This is a genomic window from Persicirhabdus sediminis (assembly GCF_016595495.1).
GTDB classification, from domain to species: domain Bacteria; phylum Verrucomicrobiota; class Verrucomicrobiia; order Verrucomicrobiales; family Akkermansiaceae; genus Persicirhabdus; species Persicirhabdus sediminis.
In genome coordinates this window covers 91137-109571 of the sequence record NZ_JAENIM010000044.1, presented here as the reverse complement: position 1 = coordinate 109571, position 18435 = coordinate 91137, and the positions used below count along the sequence as shown (strand labels likewise).

General features: G+C 49.6%; 11 protein-coding genes. 6 read left to right on the top strand and 5 right to left on the bottom strand.

The window, feature by feature from the left end:
* Positions 1–18: 18 nt before the first annotated feature.
* Positions 19–3312, bottom strand: coding sequence for a sulfatase-like hydrolase/transferase (locus tag JIN82_RS13885; RefSeq protein WP_200312261.1), 3294 nt, complete (start codon positions 3310–3312; stop codon positions 19–21).
* A gap of 583 nt (positions 3313–3895) precedes the next feature.
* Between JIN82_RS13885 and JIN82_RS13880 the strand changes: the two genes are divergently transcribed.
* Genes JIN82_RS13880 through JIN82_RS13870 form a run of 3 tightly spaced genes read left to right on the top strand, consistent with a single transcriptional unit; the run spans position 3896 to position 6780 of the window.
* Positions 3896–4750, top strand: a complete 855-nt coding sequence (locus tag JIN82_RS13880; RefSeq protein ID WP_200312260.1) for a DUF4261 domain-containing protein — start codon at positions 3896–3898, stop codon at positions 4748–4750.
* A gap of 55 nt (positions 4751–4805) precedes the next feature.
* Positions 4806–6044: a glycosyltransferase family 4 protein gene (locus JIN82_RS13875; RefSeq protein WP_200312259.1), complete on the top strand. Its 1239-nt coding sequence runs from the start codon at positions 4806–4808 to the stop codon at positions 6042–6044.
* Between the two features lie 46 nt (positions 6045–6090).
* Positions 6091–6780, top strand: a complete 690-nt coding sequence (locus tag JIN82_RS13870; protein ID WP_200312258.1) for a spermidine synthase family protein — start codon at positions 6091–6093, stop codon at positions 6778–6780.
* Between the two features lie 72 nt (positions 6781–6852).
* On the opposite strand, the gene JIN82_RS13865 is transcribed toward JIN82_RS13870, so the two are convergent.
* Entirely contained in the window at positions 6853–7590 is a 738-nt protein-coding gene (locus tag JIN82_RS13865; RefSeq protein WP_200312257.1) for a hypothetical protein, read from the bottom strand.
* Positions 7591–7859: 269 nt separating this feature from the next.
* Between JIN82_RS13865 and JIN82_RS13860 the strand changes: the two genes are divergently transcribed.
* Complete coding sequence (locus JIN82_RS13860; protein WP_200312256.1) at positions 7860–9215, top strand: Na+/H+ antiporter family protein; 1356 nt, start codon at positions 7860–7862, stop codon at positions 9213–9215.
* A 149-nt stretch (positions 9216–9364) separates the two neighbouring features.
* On the top strand, positions 9365–10036 hold the full coding sequence (locus JIN82_RS13855) for a PDZ domain-containing protein (RefSeq protein ID WP_200312255.1): 672 nt from the start codon (positions 9365–9367) through the stop codon (positions 10034–10036).
* Between the two features lie 173 nt (positions 10037–10209).
* Here the strand turns inward: JIN82_RS13855 and JIN82_RS13850 are convergent, their stop codons facing one another.
* A complete protein-coding gene (locus JIN82_RS13850; protein WP_200312254.1) occupies positions 10210–11673 on the bottom strand; it encodes an SEL1-like repeat protein in 1464 nt (487 codons plus the stop codon).
* A 1301-nt stretch (positions 11674–12974) separates the two neighbouring features.
* Here JIN82_RS13850 and JIN82_RS13845 point away from each other — a divergent pair.
* The gene (locus JIN82_RS13845; protein WP_200312253.1) at positions 12975–15821 is read left to right on the top strand and encodes a leucine-rich repeat domain-containing protein; all 2847 of its coding nucleotides are present in this window, start codon (positions 12975–12977) and stop codon (positions 15819–15821) included.
* A 696-nt stretch (positions 15822–16517) separates the two neighbouring features.
* Here the strand turns inward: JIN82_RS13845 and atpC are convergent.
* Together atpC and atpD are read right to left on the bottom strand one after the other, a co-directional pair.
* Positions 16518–16931, bottom strand: a complete 414-nt coding sequence (atpC, locus tag JIN82_RS13840; protein ID WP_200312252.1) for an ATP synthase F1 subunit epsilon — start codon at positions 16929–16931, stop codon at positions 16518–16520.
* A gap of 75 nt (positions 16932–17006) precedes the next feature.
* A complete protein-coding gene (gene atpD, locus JIN82_RS13835; RefSeq protein WP_200312251.1) occupies positions 17007–18419 on the bottom strand; it encodes a F0F1 ATP synthase subunit beta in 1413 nt (470 codons plus the stop codon).
* Positions 18420–18435: the final 16 nt, after the last annotated feature.

The window sequence follows — 18435 nt, the reverse complement described above, 5'->3', positions numbered from 1 at the left end:
TAATAACGGATCGATACATTAGGGTGCTATGATGATAGAGCTTGCGGAAAACACCCGAGCATCACCGGTATTTGGGTTATCACTAAAGGTGACTACGGCAGAGGTATATGGTGCTGATAGCGTATCTGGCACCGTGCACTTCACCCACCAGCGGTTGTAAGTATCAGTCTGGTCGTAGCGCTCGATATAGCTAGCAGCCACGCCATTCACCGTGATGCTGATAGGATCTAGGTTGGCATTATTCGGCACCCCTGCACCGCCAGTCACATTGGGCAGCTCGAGGTAAAGTGTATCGCCAACTACTGCGGCTGGCCGCAGAGCTGCATCTTTAGCCACCAGCGCATGATAGGCGGCAAAATGGTGATCTCCGCTAGCTGGCGGCAGTGAGAGAGGCATCTGTTCGTTAGTATCAGCTGGCAGGTAGTACATCTCGTAAGAGCTGGCTGTAGCTAGGCTGCTAGGGTCACCGTAAGCGATCAATTCATAGCCTGGGTATTCCGAGCTAATTAGAGTGCGACCGCTGTTGGCGAAATCATCTGCAAAGATAGCTGAAACAATGCTGCGCTGGGCGATATCTTGCCCTTTGAGCACGGGCACTAGGCTCTGTGAGTCGATCACGTCTACAGCCGCCGTTGCCGTACTAACATCAATTTTTGCCAAATCCAGAATGGTGGAAAATAGATCCACACAATGGACTAACTTATGACTCATTCCGCTGAAACGAACATCAGGGCCCGCGATGATGCAAGGCACATGGATGCCTCCCTGATAGAGGCTGCCTTTAGCGTGTCCCTCACCATAAGGAGCCTGAACCACGGCGCCCGGTGTGCCGTTGTCGCCAATCAAAATAACATTGGTCGTCTCCAGATCGACATTGGCTAACAACCTGCCAATTTCTGTATCTAATGCCTGCAGCGCCGCCTCGTAGGCCTGACGGCGATTGGCGCCAGTCACCTCGCCATTTTCATCTTCTGGTAATGTGGGGTAATCATGCAGCTCGCTGGGCGGATTGTGAAATGGTGTGTGCGGCGCATTAAACGCCATCCAGACAAACCATGGGTTTGCTGATTGGCCAGAAATAAAGTCGATCGCTTCATTCACCTGATCCGTAGTCGAGTAGGTTGTGTAGTTGTTAGTGGAAATGCCATTTTCGGTTTTGTTCCAGCTGGTATAGCTGCTCACACCGCCATTGAGGATGCCGGCAAACTCTGGCCAGCCACCAATCTCAGCGGGGCCATTGACGCCACCACCGAGGTGCCATTTGCCGTAGCTAGCCAGCTGGTACGGTGAACCTTCAGCGGCAAATATTTCTGGTAGAGTGAGCTCACTAGCTGGCAGAGCACCTCCTGCGGTGCCTACGCCATGACGCGCGGCCTGACGCCCCGTTAGGATAGACGCACGAGTGGGTGAGCAGATTGGCTGTGCGTAGGCATTAGTAAATCTGAGCCCACGCGCAGCCAATGTCTCAAGGTTAGGCATGGGCGGGAAAGTCGCACTCGGGTTCAGCTGAGCGTTATTGTCCATCGGGCTAGAATCCACACCCCAGTCGTCGACAATCAGCAGCAAAATATTATGTGGCGGGTGAATCGTATGAACATTGGTAGACGTTAGTCCGCTAGGAGTTCCGCTATCAGGCAGATAAGTTAGTGCAATTTGGTAATCTCCAGCCGCCAATGAGGATTCATCAAAAGTCAGCTCAAGTGAGCCACTAACGGCATCATAGCTGAGGATAGTAACCGCCACATTGCCAATCGTCACACTTTCGATTTTCTCCTCAGCTGGCAGCGAGTCAAAGTGAGCTGTGAAATCAGCCACAACCGGCTGACTGTAGTCGAAGCCGTTGTCGTCAAAGGGAGCTAGGCTAGTTAGCTGGCTGCGGTAAAACTGCTGGGGCCCGCCCTGAGCTCGCCCTTCATCGTCTATAGATCCAAATGAGCCGGCATTATTTTTCACATCATCATGGTGCAGCTGCCACTCATCTAGGTCTGCGCTCCGCTGGACGATGTAGCTGCCCCCCTCTGGCCCTGACCAGCTGATAGTCACATCGCCACTATCACTATCCACTGTTGGAGTTTCCATTTTCAGCTCAGCTTCCGGGCCACCTTCAAAGATAATTTCTCTATCAGCTGGCAAATTAACACCATTTGCTCCCTGCACTTCACCAAAGAAAAAGCGGCCAATATTATACGGAAATGCCGGTGTGCCATCGGCCTCGATACAACAGAAATACGCCCACGTTCCCGCTGGAAATTCTGGCGTCACGCACCAGCGCACATTGTATTCGTTGAGGTCAAAATCCACCCCAAGCGTTAGCCCGAGGTCACCCTTGTAGGCATAATCCTCGATGTAGTGACCGAGGGTATACACATTAGTCACCGCGGGGCCGTATTCTTCAGCTGCTAGAGGGTTGCTGCGGTCATTCTGATTATCTACTACCCACTGTGGCAGTGAGCTTCGCCCCGTTGTATTCAAGTTGCTAGAGCCATTTGTACCATCACGTTTTTGGAAGCCAGAAATCATCCGCCGAATGCCACTATCAGGATCTAGCGGATCAGCATACCCGTATGGCCCGTACAGCGGAAACCCATCAAATGTCCACGCCAGAATCGGTGAATGAGTTCCGTAAGCATTCTCGCTATAAGTATTGCTAGCATAGTCGTAGTCGACCGAGTCACTGAGCAAATACCGCAGTCCTGTTGGATTAGCGTGATAGTGGTGGGTGGCGCCCGCTTGATGGGCATTAGCCGCATCAAAGGTCACCGATTCGTTTACGTAAGCATCGCGGTTCCACATGCCATCACCACGGATAGGCACATCTGCTGGAGTCGCATCGCGGCCGCTCTCATTGATGTAAGAAAACGCATCCCGAGCATCAAACATTGCCACCCCATCAACAAAGTAGCCAACCGCGCCGCCTGTAGTTAGAGACTTCGGCAAAGCCGCCACCTGCGGATCTAGCGGAAATCTAGCTGTCTGAGCAATGTTCGCCGGATAGTTAGGAAATAAGCCACCATTTTCCCCATACCACGGCCCCATCACATGAAAGGCCAAACCCGATGTGCGGATGTACAGATCCGTAGCTGTCAGTGAAACTTCACTCACCCCTGCATAGGTCGGCACCAACTGGTCAGCTCCCGTCGGGTGGTCCCAAGTTGTGGCTGGAGAGTTGGCATTTTCCTCCACCGTCGTAGGATAAACTCTGGCGTACTGGCCAGACAAATGAGTAAACCATGATGACTGAATGGGCTCAGCCACCACGCAAGCTGTCAGCACAAGGCTGAGAAAAAGGGTGAAGTTACGTGAAGCAGACATGATCTAGGGATGGGTGTGGGAATCATTACTAACCCAGTATAGCTACCAAAGTTGCGCTAATAGGGCCGATTTCCTACTCCTGAACTCAAACAATGTTCACATCCCAGCGGGGTCAAAAAACATGGCGCTCTAGCAAAGGAAGATTTATAGCAGCGACATAGTCACCGTATATGCGCAGCAGCACAGGCTCGCAGTAACGACTATTCCCAGCTCATCCACGATACAACTGATAGACGTTTTCCACGCAAAAGTTCCCTCATGTAGAAATTCACTTTTCGGTATCCACTGTTTCATCTAGCCCGGAGGGCTTATGGATTTTAGCCGCGGGTCAGCGAGCCCAGCGAGCGCAACCCGTGGTTAGCTAGCAGAAATTGGATTCCCCGAAGGGAAAATGGAGAAATCCCTAGAAAAACCATTCCCCCCAACAAAGAACATCCTAAACGTAACAGCTAGAATCAAATTCTAAAAAGCTGAACCGTAAATCTCTGGCATTTTTTCATTAAGGGAATCAAACTTTATTGCCTCGGCTTACACATACAGCATTGACCTAACTAGTAATCGTCATACTAATCAACACAGCCTAATGAAAAACACAATCACTTACCTATTGTTAGCTATGGGGATTTTTAGCTTATTTCACAAATCAAAAGCCGTCGCGCAGCCCAAACTCGAGTCTCCGAAGCATCACCTTGCCTTTATATTGTTAGATCAAACTGAGATGCCAAGCGCCGAGTCAATCGTCAGCAACTTCAAGGATTTTGCCATCACAGGAGAAAAACTATCTTATGATAAGGAGGGCTCCAGTGATGACATCTTAGTCGTCCAGCTAGAAGGTATAGGCCCCGTATTCATCGCCCTAAAAAAAGCCGCCATACCCCATGGTGAAGCTGAAAACGCTTTTCAGTATTCCTTATCGTCTTTCCGCGAAGGCGCTGAAATCAAAGCTCACAAGGCCCATTTGATAGTCACTCTAATGGGCGTTCAGGATGGCAATAATGAACGTGATGTCATGTCAGCCTTCACCTCATTGTTAGCCTCAGTCAATAAATCCAGCCACAGTGTTGGTGTCTACTGGGGAAATGCAGGAGCCACGCACACTCCCGATTTTTTCAACTTATTGGCAGCTGAAAAAGACCAACTTTCACGTATTATGTTATGGACGGGTATTAGCCGTGCTCCAGAAGAGAATAATCGCATAAGCTATTTAACTCTCGGCATGAATCAGCTGGCTCTACCAGATCTCTATCTCATCTGTAAGGTTGACGACGCCTCTGAGGGCATGGGCAGGCTTTTTGACCTGCTAGACTACGTCATTACCAGAGGCGAAGCGATTCCTGATGGCGACACCGTTGGAGAGGACGATGAGCAGCGAATTCCAGTAAACTATGTCAAATCGCCAGCTGACAAAAAAACTATCGTCTGCCGTATAGAACTCTAAAGACTCCTCCCATGCGGCCAGCGCGGCGAGCGGTGGTTGAGATAATCTCTATCCCATGAAAAAAATACTCATCATTGGCTACGTTTGGCCCGAGCCTAACTCCTCGGCAGCTGGCCGCCACATGCTCTCGCTGATGCGCTTATTTCGCCGCCAAGAGTGGCAGGTAGAATTTGCTACTCCAGCACAGGAGTCCGAGCATCGAGTCGATCTATCAGCTGAAGGAATCACCAGCCAGAGTATCCAGCTGAACTGCGATAGCTTTGACCAATACATCAGCAGCTACCAGCCAGAGATTGTTGTTTTTGATCGCTTCATGATGGAAGAGCAATTTGGCTGGCGGGTAGAAAAAAACTGCCCCAACGCCCTGCGTGTTTTGGATACAGAAGATCTGCAATGCCTCAGGCAAGCACGCCATCAGGCACACAAGGCAAAACGTGAGGTGACTCAGCTAGATCTAACATCAGATCTAGCAAAGCGCGAAATTGCCGCCATTTTGCGCTCAGACATCTCATTGATCATTTCCAGCTACGAGATGGATTTGCTAGAAAATACCTACAAAGTAGCCCGCAGCCTGCTGCACTATTTGCCATTCATGGTCGATCTAGCTGAGTGCCCAGCCAGCACGGCTAGCTATACAGACAGGCGACACTTCATGACCATTGGCAACTTTCGCCACGCGCCTAACTGGGATGCGGTTCTCAATCTACAAATCATCTGGCCATTGATCAAAAAACGTCTGCCAGATGCCGAGCTACACATTTATGGCTCCTACCCACCACCCAAGGCGACCGCATTGAATAATATAAAGACTGGTTTTTTAATTAAAGGATGGACCGATGATGCAGCCAGCGCGATGGAGCATGCTCGCGTTTGCCTCGCGCCGCTGAGGTTTGGCGCGGGCATCAAAGGAAAGCTGCTAGAGGCAATGATCATGCAGACCCCTAGCATCACCAGCTCGATAGGCAGCGAGGGCATGTATGATGCTCAAACAGAATGCTGGCCAGGAGCGGTAGCTGACGATATCAACGACTTTGTCGACGCCGCGGTTGAAATCTATCAAAACGAATCTAGCTGGCGACAAGCTCAGGAGAATGCCCGAAAACTGCTAGAGAATCACTACGACAGCCGCCCGCTAGGAGCCCAGCTGATAGCCAACATCTGCACCATAGAAGAAAATCTAGCGCAACATCGGCTGGATAACTTTGCCGGAGCCATGCTGCGCCACCACAGCATGGCCAGCACCAAATACATGTCCCAGTGGATCGCCGCAAAGAACGCGCAGCCAGCTAGCTAGTTGATCTAGGCTTGTCGGTAGCGCGGATTTAGTGGAGTTTGTAACTATGAAGCCTTATGTGAAACTCGGTGAGTCCAAGATGTCTGATGGAACGGTATTTTCGTTGCACTCGCGCGATGGTAGTTTTTACCTGAAATACAATGGTCTGGACCTGATGAGCACACGGCTCACCTATTCTGAGGAAATGTTAGCTCAAAAAGGATGCGCGCATATTCTGGCTGACAAGGTGATGCGCCCCGAGCATCCCAAAGTGCTCATTGGTGGGCTAGGATTAGGCTTTACCCTCAAACGCACGCTGGAGCTGGTAGGCAGCCCAGCCACGGTGGAAGTCGCCGAGCTGATGCCACCGCTGATCGAGTGGAACCGCACATTTTTAGTAGAGCACAATGGCCCACTGCTAGATGACCCACGCACGGTAGTCACTCAGGGCGACCTCTACGATATCATTTCTAGCAAAGCCAAACGCAGCTACGACGCGCTATTGCTAGACATTGACAATACTCCGGACGATTTGATCACCGCGGGCAATGCGCGCATGTATACCCAAAGTTTTCTCAACAAACTGCGCGACGTGCTTACCGCTGACGGTCGCATCGCTTATTGGCTGTCTGAGCCAGCGCCTAAGTTCAAGCGCGAGCTGGTAAAAGCGGGATTCCACGTGGAACAACACGCCGTAGGCGATCACGAGAAATCCAAACGCGCCAGACACTGCATCTACGTCTGCACCAAACGCTAAGATCAAGTTTGTTTCTAGCGAGCCAGCTGGCTTTCTATCCAGCTGAGCTCTCAAATTTCTATCAGCTCACTACTACTCATCAGCTGAGCTCGTGAGCTGGATGCTAGCAAGCGCCTTATTGAAGTTCTTGAATGCGGTTGGTTTCTTCGACTTCAACGTCCATGCGAGCACTTTGTAGAAATGCTGCTCGTCTTCAAAAAAGGTATATTGATAGACGAGTTGGATTTTATCTATAGACCCTAGGATCTCCACTTGTTGGGCATCGCGGCCAGCTATCTTCAGCTGGTGAATTTCTCCTACTTCAGCGTTATCCATCAGCCCCTCAAGCTCTTGCACGTAAGCTTGGGTATATTCATCCATGGTCAAATCGATATCTAACTTCGAATCGTTAAGTACAATCAAATATTCCTCCAGCCTAGGATTTCCGCACTGCAGCTGGGCATTTTCGTTCAGGTCACTACGCTGCTGCCAGCCATCTCTCATCTGTATTTTTAGCAGCCCATCGTCACTCTCGATGATCCGTTCTTCTGCGGCGAGTTCCGCCATCGCTCTATCAGCTCCCTCTTTATATGCTTTGGCGCCGATGAACAATACTGGCACAAGTACTAGGCCAACCAGCACGGAAGCAATGGATAGAATCATCGCTACCATCCAGCCACTACGTTTACTTTTCACATACATCACGGTGGAGATCACCGCTAAAACTGGGATGCCCAAGAATATCGCCAGCCCTATCAATCCCCCGATAACTTTGCCAATCTGATATGCAGACGAATCATTCGCCGCTAGTATTAATAAATTTTCTATCATCGTTGTGAAATTTTCTGCCGCAAAAGTACATATTTCGCTAGCGAGCACAATACTTCAGCTAACAATACGAAAGCAAAAGCAACATAGACGTGTGAATGACTAACAAATACACACCCTAACTGAATCCAGCTTCAATTCATTGATAATAAACAGACAAATGCTTGAATATGCAAGCAATGTGATTCGGGCTATCATCTTAGCCGATTCAGCGCTATAGTTTGATTTCAAACGACTTAGTGAATTCTCACTGAGCGTGACCGGAATTGTCTATGAATGCTGTTATAATTGCCGTTTTACTGATGATGGGGCTGAGCGTGCTGCGTGTGAACGTGGTGATTGCTCTGATGGTGAGTGCCTTGATTGCTGGGCTAGTTGCAGGTCTTGGGTTGTCTGAGACCATTGTCACCTTCAATGCTGGGCTGGGCGGCGGCGCCGAGGTGGCGCTTTCATACGCGCTGCTTGGAGCCTTTGCCGTGGCGCTTTCCCACACTGGCATCACCGATCTGCTAGCACGTGGCATCATCCAGCGATTAGGCAAAGAGCCCGACCCGCAGCGGCTGCGCCGCGTCAGCGCTGGCTTGCTTTTGGTGATTTTGTTAATGGCAGTTTGCTCGCAGAATTTGATCCCGGTTCACATTGCCTTCATTCCTATTTTGATCCCGCCGCTGCTGCACACTATGGAGTCGCTCAAGATGGATAGACGTAAGGTGGCGTGTGTCATCACCTTTGGATTGGTGACTACCTACATGGCTGTCCCGCTGGGATTTGGTCTCATTTTCCAAGAAGGTCTGCTGCTGCAAAATCTGCTGGATAGTGGATTCCAACCGCTGATAGATGAAGGGAAGATAGACCAACTAACGGTTTCTGATGTGGCCAATTCCATGATCATCCCAGCTATCGGCATGTTCTGCGGGCTGATGGTGGCGCTATTTTTCTCCTACCGCAAACCGCGCAACTACGACGTGGCCAAAACAGTGAAAATGGCTCCCGAGCACCAAGAGCTCAACCCACGCCGCATCATCGTTGCGCTGCTAGCTATCATCGTTGCGCTAGCAGTCCAGCTAGGTACTAGCTCAATGAGTTTTGGCGCGCTAACAGGCTTTGCTATTCTCAGTATCGGCGGTCTGAACCGCGATGAAATCAGCGCGCAAAGCGCCTTCACTCGCGGGGTACACATGATGGCTAACATCGGCTTCATCATGATTGCCGCCAAAGGCTTCGCCTCCGTCATCAATGAAACTGGCCAGGTGCCTGAGCTCGTCAACTCGGTGCAATCTATCATCGGCGACAACCGCGCGCTAGCATCACTGCTGATGCTCTGCGTCGGCCTCGTCATCACCATGGGCATCGGCTCATCATTCTCCACCATCCCTATCATCACCACCATCTACGTGCCGCTAGGTTTGAGTTTTGGTTTCTCCATTCCAGCTATCATTGCGTTAGTTGGCACCGCCGCCGCCCTCGGTGATGCTGGCTCACCAGCATCAGATTCCACCCTCGGACCGACGTCTGGTCTGAATGCCGACGGCCAGCACGATCACATCCGCGATACCGTCATCCCCACATTCATCCACTTCAACCTGCCGCTGATCGCCTTTGGCTGGATCGCCTCCATGGTGCTCTAAGGCCAGCTGGAAATAACTAGCTGCATATCATTCTACACTAGCTGGCAGCATGGCAATTGATAGAAATTAGCCCCAGCTAGCTGAGCATGAGCTAACAATCTAGATTGACTCGTAGTTAGGAAATGTCTAATTTCACGTCCTAGCTAGTCATGAAATTATTCGTTCCCTGCCTCATCTTTATTTCTTTTGCCTGCAGCCATGTTTACGCCGCCGACACCTCGTCCAGCGAGCTCGACGGTGCGCTGATCCACTTTGCTAACAACGGCACTGATGACTCCGCAGATCAAGTCCTCCAGCTAGGGCTCGCGGCCCCTGCAGCTAGTGTGCCCACCATCTACAAACACTACCTCACCGCTAGAGATGATAAGGAGCAGGAACAACTGAAAGACATCCTTTTCCAAATATTTCTAAAAACCGAAAAACCAGCCAACCCAAAGTGCTATATAGGTTTCCAAATCGGCTGGTACCACCAATATAGAGAAGGAGTGATCAGCGCGAGTCCGTTCATCTATCGCCTATCTTCCGATAGCCCAGCCGGTGATGCTGGTATCCGCACAGCTGACGTCATTACCAAAATCAACGGCACTGAGTTCAACTCAAAAACCGCCACTCAAGATGCCCTCGAAGTCTTAGCTAACTGGCCAGCAGACCGTGAGCTTCAGCTTGAAATCAGACGTGTCCCATGGAGCCGTGTTGGCCATTTTATCAAAAATAAACACTATCAGATTACCATAAAACCTAAAAAGTGGGAAGATCACCACGACCTAACTTATCATCATGAAATGATGTTCCAGCTTTGGCTGAGCAAAATAGAAATCTAATAGCTCTCTCCCAGATAACTAGTCGAAATGGCTTTGATTTTAGCTGACAACAAAACTAGTTAAGTAAGCTGCCAGCTGGAGGCAAAAAAAACTCAGCTAGCTAGCAGCTGAGTTTTGAGAAGCGGATCGATGTTAGCTAAATATCCAGCTAGCTGATCCGGCACAACGAGGCATCACTCGATGTCCTCCTTTTCATACGGCCAGCTCTCATCAATGATCTTCTGGCTGCGCAGATAATTCCATGCGGGTCGGCGAAATTCATCGGCCCACGGATAACCTCTATCCAACAGGTCTTCAGCCTCAGCCAACTCGCTTGCACTCATCTTTTTCTTACAAGCTTTCATGCCCTTTAAGTACATATTCCAGCCGCTCTTTTTGTGTAGCCATTGGTTCAAAACGTATGCCTTGCGGTAATCTCTGTCCTCTTCAGCGGCATCAAAATGCAGCTTAGCTAAGAGAGCTACAGCATTTCTAACGTGATAACGATAGTTATGAAACTCACAGCTGTAGAGCAAAAGAGCTTCCGCCAACACAGGATCATAATAGTCCGGCTCATCCGCAAACGAATGCAGTTGGCCCAAGTCAGTTAGTCGGTAGAACCTACTCTCGCCATCGAGATATTCATAACTGATTTTTTTAGCCAATTCCAAATCCCGCGGCATCGCTTTATCGTGAGGCACAATGCAAGCCGAACTCGCATTGCCTGCGACATAACTACTTCGTGAACCATTGGCAAAGCTCTCTCTTGCTAGGTACTCCAAGGTGATATAGTCCGCTTTAGATCCATACTTCCCGCTAAATAGCCCACCATAACTCAAAGCTAGATTAATATGCAGAGGAAATGGTTGATGCTCCCTATCTAAAGAGCTGTAAATCATAGGAGCCCCCTTCACCCATACACCTTTCAAGCCATGGATTTGTCCCATAAAGGCCTGACTGATCGGTCTTTCTAACTTCACACCCTCATTGCATCTATCCAAAGCCGCTAACAATAGTAGCTTATCGTTGAAACACTCCTCTTTAGCATCATATGTGATCACCTGAGCGGCAGTGATATGATGATACTTATTAAAAACTTCAATCAGCATCTCAGCACCTAGATCAGCATCTTTATCATAGCCTCCCTCGCCCGAATACACATTATAAGCCTTGCGATAGATAGCATTCACTACACCAGCAGCTACCGCTTTTTCTAACCAATCGCTAGCCATTTCATATGACGGCTGCACCTGCTCCGTCTCAACCAAACGCGACGAGAAGATCTCAGACATCAAATAATAACCATACGGCTGCTCGCTCATCGCTGATTCAAAAGCTAACTTCACCGCCTGCTCAGCATCGCGATCACCGCCCACACAAGACCACAAACAATGCGCATACAGTGCCGTTGCTAGCGTGTCGCCCTTTTCATGCGCCAGCTTCAGCCGCTCGCGGATCATTTCACCATCATAGCTAACACCTCCCCAGCTATCAGCCGACCACTGCGCCCACTCAGTGAGCGCCGCAATGTCACCACGCTCAACACCAGCTTCCAGCTCCGCCTTGTCCCAAGGCTTACCATTCCAAAAACCATCACCCGCATGAGCCAAATGGCACAAGGCATACAGCATCATTAACCTAACTAAGTTCAACATCATGCCCCTATCATTAACTTTTTTTCTGTTATCACAAACAAAAAATTACCCATCACAGCCTCAAGGTGAGCCGCTAAGCTATTCACGCCATCAAACAAAAGTACAACCCCCCAAATCTAGCACCTAAAAACCTAGCAGAGGTGTACTTAACTTGGGACCAGCTGGAGCTAGGAGCGTTAGCTCTCAGAGTCTATAATCAAGATTCCTGAATTGCGCACTGATCTAGTTTGTCCACCGCTAATATTACGGCAAATAATTTTGATGTTAGTAAATGGCCCAAATGGGATTGACCACCAGCCAAATACTAAACACCAAAGGCAACAGGCAATGCAAAGTAATGGTCGCCGACCGAGGTCTGCCCCAGTCTCTCCGACTGAGCTAAAAATGCCAAACGAAGTCACAAACTGGTAGTTACGAAGACGCTGATTCGAGTTCAAAGCTCTCGTTGGCCAAGGCGAATCTCTCAGGTATTGATCTCTATCTGTAATCACTCGCCTGTTCTGGGTTAACCATAAAGACACCTTGTCATCCCATTTGATTGTCCTTCTAACCCACATAGCAAACAAAACAGGTATGCCCGTGACCATCAATAAGTTAAATAAATTTACGAGGTCGCAATCATCATCACGAAACGCGTCCGAGAGAACACCTATCATTATCGATAAGCAGAAAATTGTAACTCCTATTAGGCCAAGCATGAATTACGCATAATCTGAAAAATTGCTCTCTACCAACGATTAATTAGAAGCTAATGCCCAGCAATTTTCAGTGAGCTTATCGTTCTTTGACCTAGCCACAATGATTGAAGCTATTTTTAGGATTTGAAAGTGGGGATTTCTGATACCGCTCGTCGGCTAGAGCGGTGAAGGATCACCGCAGTCCGAAAGCCTTCGGCAGAGCTACGGAGCCGATTGATCTCCATTGCCTTAGAATTCACTCCTCTCTCCTCACTAGTCGCTATCATAAACGTATGAACAGATGATTTATTGATCTATCAAATGATCGATTAACTACATGATTAAGAATAGGACAGGTAACTTAGAGACTTTTCTGGCATACAGATAGCAGATTGGTCACTTGACATCTAAACGTTAATTTGCTAACAGTTCGGAATGTTTTTCCTTAGGACTTCGCGCCTTTGTGCACTTTTTACACTAATCATCTGTATTTGCTTACCGGCCCAGCACTGTGCCGCCGCTTCAGTGGAGGATCTCAGTTATACAAGCACGGGCTATTCGATCACGATTACTGGCTGTTCCACAAGCGCTGCTGGTGAGTTGGTTATCCCTGGTACGATTGACGGCTTGCCAGTAACCGAGATTGCGGATGGTGCATTTGATTGGCGCGACTCACTAACCAGCATAGAAATCCCAGATTCGGTCGTCTTTATTGGAGATTATGCATTCAGTAACTGCTTCTCTCTATCTAACATAATCATTCCAGACTCAGTCCACTCGATTGGGCAATACGCTTTCTGGGAATGCAGCTCACTCACTAGCGTCAAGCTCTCTGCCTCCATCACTTCTATTGCAGAATCTACTTTTTTCGGATGCAGTTCACTGACCAAAATCACTATCCCTGACTCCGTCACCTCTCTTGGATACGCTACTTTCCTTAACTGCAGCTCACTAACTAATATCACTATTCCTCACTCCGTAACTTCCATTGGAGTTGATGCTTTCTGTGGCTGCAGCTCACTCACTAATATCACTATTCCTGACTCCGTCACCTCTCTTGGGCGGGGCGCTTTCAGTGGCTGTAGCTCACTCACTAGCATCACTATTCCTGACTCCGTCACTTCTATTGGAGACTATGCTTTCGAAAGCTGTAGCTCACTCACTAATATCACTATTCATGCATCGGTGACCTTCATTGGTGACAAGGCTTTTGACGGCTGCTCGAGTTTGGCTTGGATTACGTTTTTAGGTGAAGCGCCGAGTGTGAAGAATGATCCATTTGGCACTATCACCAATGAGAATCTCATCATTAAATACCAGGTAGAATACGCGGCGGCATTCCAGAGCTCACCGTGGAATCGCTATCTAGCTGAAATTTATAATCCAGCTCTTAGCTATACACTCAGTGACGATGGCAACAGTGCGATTCTAACTCATTGCAGTAACAGCGCATCGGGCTCCATTCTCATTTCACCAAGCTATAACGGTGTGCCCGTCACCGCCATTGGCGAATACGCTTTTCTTGGCTGCAGCTCACTTAGCCATATCAGCATCCCAGACACGGTCACCTTCATTGGTGACTATGCATTCTTCCGCTGTGACTCACTCATCAACCTGAATATTCCCGACTCGGTCACTTCTATTGGCAATTATACTTTCTGGCAGTGCTCTGCACTCAGTGAGATCAACATCCCAGCCTCAGCCACCAGCATTGGCAGCTATGCCTTTTATGGCTGTAAATCACTCGGTGATCTCACTATTTCAGCCGCGGTCGCTTCCATAGGAGAAGGGGCTTTCTTCGGCTGCTCTAGCTTAGTCCAGCTTAGCTTTTTAGGTAATGCCCCAAGTGTGACGGGGGATCTATTTGATTTCACCGTCAACGAGAAGCTCACCATCAGCTATCAGCATGAATACTACCATTCCTTCCAGCTAGCTCCATGGAGCCTCTACCCAGCTGACCTAGACGATCATCCAGATCTTACTTATACGCTGAGCAGCGATGGCAACAGCATGATTCTGACTGCTTGTAGCAGCAGCGTATCCGGCTCTATTCATATCTCCTCTTTTTACCTAGGTGTGCCGGTCACAGCCATTGGTGACAGTGCCTTCGCTAGCTGCAGCTTACTCAGCGAGGTCAACATTCCAGACTCGATCACTTCCATTGGTGACAGTGCTTTCGAAAACTGCGAATCACTGACTACTATCATTCTTCCAGAAGCGGTCACTTCCATCGAATCCTACACTTTCTATAACTGCAGCTCACTAACAATCATTAGTATCCCAGACACTGTCACTTCCATTGGTGATAGGGCATTCTGTGGTTGTAGTACACTCACCAGTATCAACATCCCAGAGTCGGTCACGACCATTGAAGACTATACGTTCTATAACTGCAGTTCACTCACCAGTGTCATCATCCCTAAGGCGGTCACTTCTATTGGTAATAGGGCTTTCTATGGTTGCAGTTTGCTCACCTGTGTCAGCATCCCTGACTCGGTCACTTCTATTGGCAACTATGTTTTCTATAACTGCAGTTCACTCACCAGTGTCAACATTCCAGACTCGATCACGACCATTGAAGACTATACGTTCTATAACTGCAGTTCACTCACCAGTATCAACATTCCAGACTCGGTCACTTCTATTGGCAACTATGTTTTCTATAACTGCAGTTCACTCACCAGTGTCAACATTCCTAACTCGGTCACTTCCATTGGTTCCTCAGCTTTCTCGTTCTGCAGCTCACTTAGGAATATAACTATCCCAAGCTCATTCACCTCTATAGCAAGGTCTATGTTCTATGGCTGCAGTTCACTCACCAGTGTCAACATCCCTGACTCGGTCACTTCTATTGGATACTATGTTTTCTATAACTGCATCTCTCTCTCCAGTATCAACATCCCTAACTCGGTCACTTACATTGACAGCTATGCATTCTCTGGTTGCATCTCTCTCTCCAGCATCTACTTCCTCGGTGATGCCCCTGCAGCGAGTTCTACGATATTCCAGAACAGCAACCAAGTTACCAGCTACATTCTGGCCGACAGTACAGGCTTCACAACGCCTAGCTGGCAATATCGTCCTGTCGTTGTTATTGGCACCGAGCAGTTACCGGCTGACAGCTGGCTGCAGCTCCATGGCAGAGCACCGCATGTCGATTTATCACTCGATGATACTGGCGATGGTGTGAGCCTGTTGATGGCTCGCGCGCTGAACCTTAGGCCAGATGAAAATCTAGCTGGGAAAATGCCCAAGCCGCAAATCTATGACGGTTCACTTGGCCTGATGTTTCATGGCCAAAGCAAAGGCGTGGATTACCTGGTGGAAAGCAGCAGTGACTTAGTCAACTGGAGCTCGCAAAACGTCAACCTATCTGAGCCCGACGCCGACGGCATGCGCATGGCTGAAGCGTCCACTGAGGGCGAGGAAAAGCTTTTTATTAGGCTCACGGTATATGCTAGCGAGCTGGATTGATCGATAGGGTGGGCTCCAGCCAGCGGGAAAAATGGTCGCCACTCTGAGGGGATGCTCTGGTGTGGCCTCTATACCTTAGGCGATGCCTAGGGTTAGGGACGATCGTCACTCCGTGGCTTGTCGACCCGCGGCTAAAGTCCCTGAGCCCTCCGGGCTGGTAAGCAAGTGGTTCTGGCTATAGCTGGTGTCTCGGCTGGCGTGCTGGGGTTTTGAGCTAGTAAGCGTTTCTGGCTGGCTGATGGTTCTAGCCAGCTAGCTCTACTCCACTCGTGTGCGATAAAACATGAACACATGACTTCGGCCTTGGTACTTCTTTTGGCGTCTCACTCAAAGCGGTGAAGGATCACCGCAGTCCGAAAGCCTTCGGCCGAACAGCTGAGCTGCTTGGGTTTCATCAGCCAGGAACTCACTCTTCTCTCCTCACTCTTCTCTCTTCAACGGCTGGGTTTCATCAGCCAGGAACTCACACCTCTCTCCTCACCATTCTCTCTTCAATGGCTGGGCACAAAAAACCCGAAGCTGTGGTGGGCTTCGGGTTGGGAAATTGCTTTGGCACTATGCTCAACTGCACGAGCTATTTGCTCAATTGCTTGGGCAGCTTACTCGTGAGCTTGAGCTATTTACTCGATCGCTCGGGCTTTTGGCACGATTGAATGGAGCGGCTTACTCTTCTGGCCTTTCGGCGAAGTTGTTCAGCTAAATGCTCTTGCGGCGCTTGCGCTTGAACTCGATGGCAAAGATATTCTTGGCGATGGTGAGTTCGAGCTGGGCGGTGTGCTGAGGGTCGTCGCCTTCGTGCAGTTTGAGTGCTTCTTCGGCGCGTTTGATGGCTTCTTCGGCCTTTTCGATATCGATCTGCTCGTCGTCGAGCGCCATATCGGTAAGGATGATGAGTTTGTCTTGGGCAACTTCAGCGAAGCCTGCTCCGATGGCTAACTCGATGGTTTCGCCATCTTTTTGGTAACGCAGCTCGCCTGGCTTGAGCACGGTGACGAGGGCAGCGTGCAGAGAAAGCACTCCCATCTCACCATCTTCACCTGGCAAGTAAACATCTTCTACAGTGTCAGAGAAAATTTTCTTCTCAGGAGTAACGATTTCGAGATGCAGCATGATTTCTAAATATGAGTTTGGATTGAGAAAATCTGAGTGGGCTGGCCACGGCGGGCCAGCCCAGGCTCATGAGAATTAGCCGAGATCGACGGAGTCGAGGCCACCCTTCATGTAGAAGTTACCTTCAGGTACGCTGTCGTGCTTACCGTCGAGGATCTCTTTGAAGCCAGCTACGGTATCAGCTACAGGAACGTAGACACCTGGAGTACCGGTGAAGACCTCTGCCACGTGGAATGGCTGGGAGAGGAAACGCTGCACTTTACGTGCGCGGAACACGGTGAGTTTGTCGTCGTCTGAGAGCTCATCCATACCGAGGATGGCAATGATGTCCTGCAGATCTTTGTAGCGCTGGAGAACGTCCTGCACGCCACGAGCTACGTCGTAGTGCTCCTGGCCAACGATGGCTGGAGTGAGTGCGTTGGAGATAGATGCCAATGGATCAACCGCTGGGTAAATACCGATCTCTGCGAGTGAACGCTCAAGCACGACGGTGGAGTCGAGGTGGGCGAAGGTGTTTGCTGGAGCTGGGTCAGTCAAGTCATCCGCAGGTACGTATACGGCCTGGAATGAGGTAATTGATCCTTTGTTGGTAGAAGTAATACGCTCTTGGAGAGCAGCCATTTCTTCAGCTAGTGTAGGCTGGTAACCCACCGCTGATGGCGTACGACCGAGCAGCGCGGATACTTCTGAGCCAGCTTGTGAGTAACGGAATACATTATCAACGAAGAGCAGAACGTCCTGGCCACCTTCGTCACGGAAGTACTCAGCCATGGCGAGTGCGGAGAGAGCAACGCGGAGACGCGCACCTGGAGGCTCGTTCATCTGACCGTATACGAGGGCCACTTTTGAGTTTTCGATGTTTTCGAGGTCGATAACACCTGCTTCAGCCATTTCCATGTAGAGATCGTTACCCTCACGAGTACGCTCACCTACACCGGCGAATACTGAGTAACCACCGTGGTTTTTAGCAATGTTGTTGATGAGCTCCATGATAACCACGGTCTTACCCACACCAGCACCACCGAAGGCACCCACTTTACCACCCTTAGTGAATGGGCAAATGAGGTCGATCACCTTGATACCTGTCTCGAGGATCTCGGCTGATGTTGCTTGGTCTACCAGCTTAGGAGCTGGACGGTGAATTGGGTACTTTTTCTCGTGTGGAACTGGGCCACGCTCGTCTACTGCAGTACCAGTAACGTCGAAGATACGGCCAAGGATGCCAGTACCAACAGGAACGGAGATTGGAGCACCTGTGTCAGTGATCTCCATGCCGCGCTTGAGACCTTCTGTAGTGGTCATCGCGATTGCGCGAACCCAGCCGTCGCCGAGGTGCTGCTGCACTTCGAGAACGAGAGTGGTGTCCTCGCCGTAGAGGTTGTATTTGATCTCAACGGCGTTGTAGATAGCCGGCAGCTTGTCAGCTTTTGAGAAGTCGGCATCGACAACCGCGCCGATGACTTGGACGATATTTCCGGTGTTACTCATATTATTGTTGGGTAAA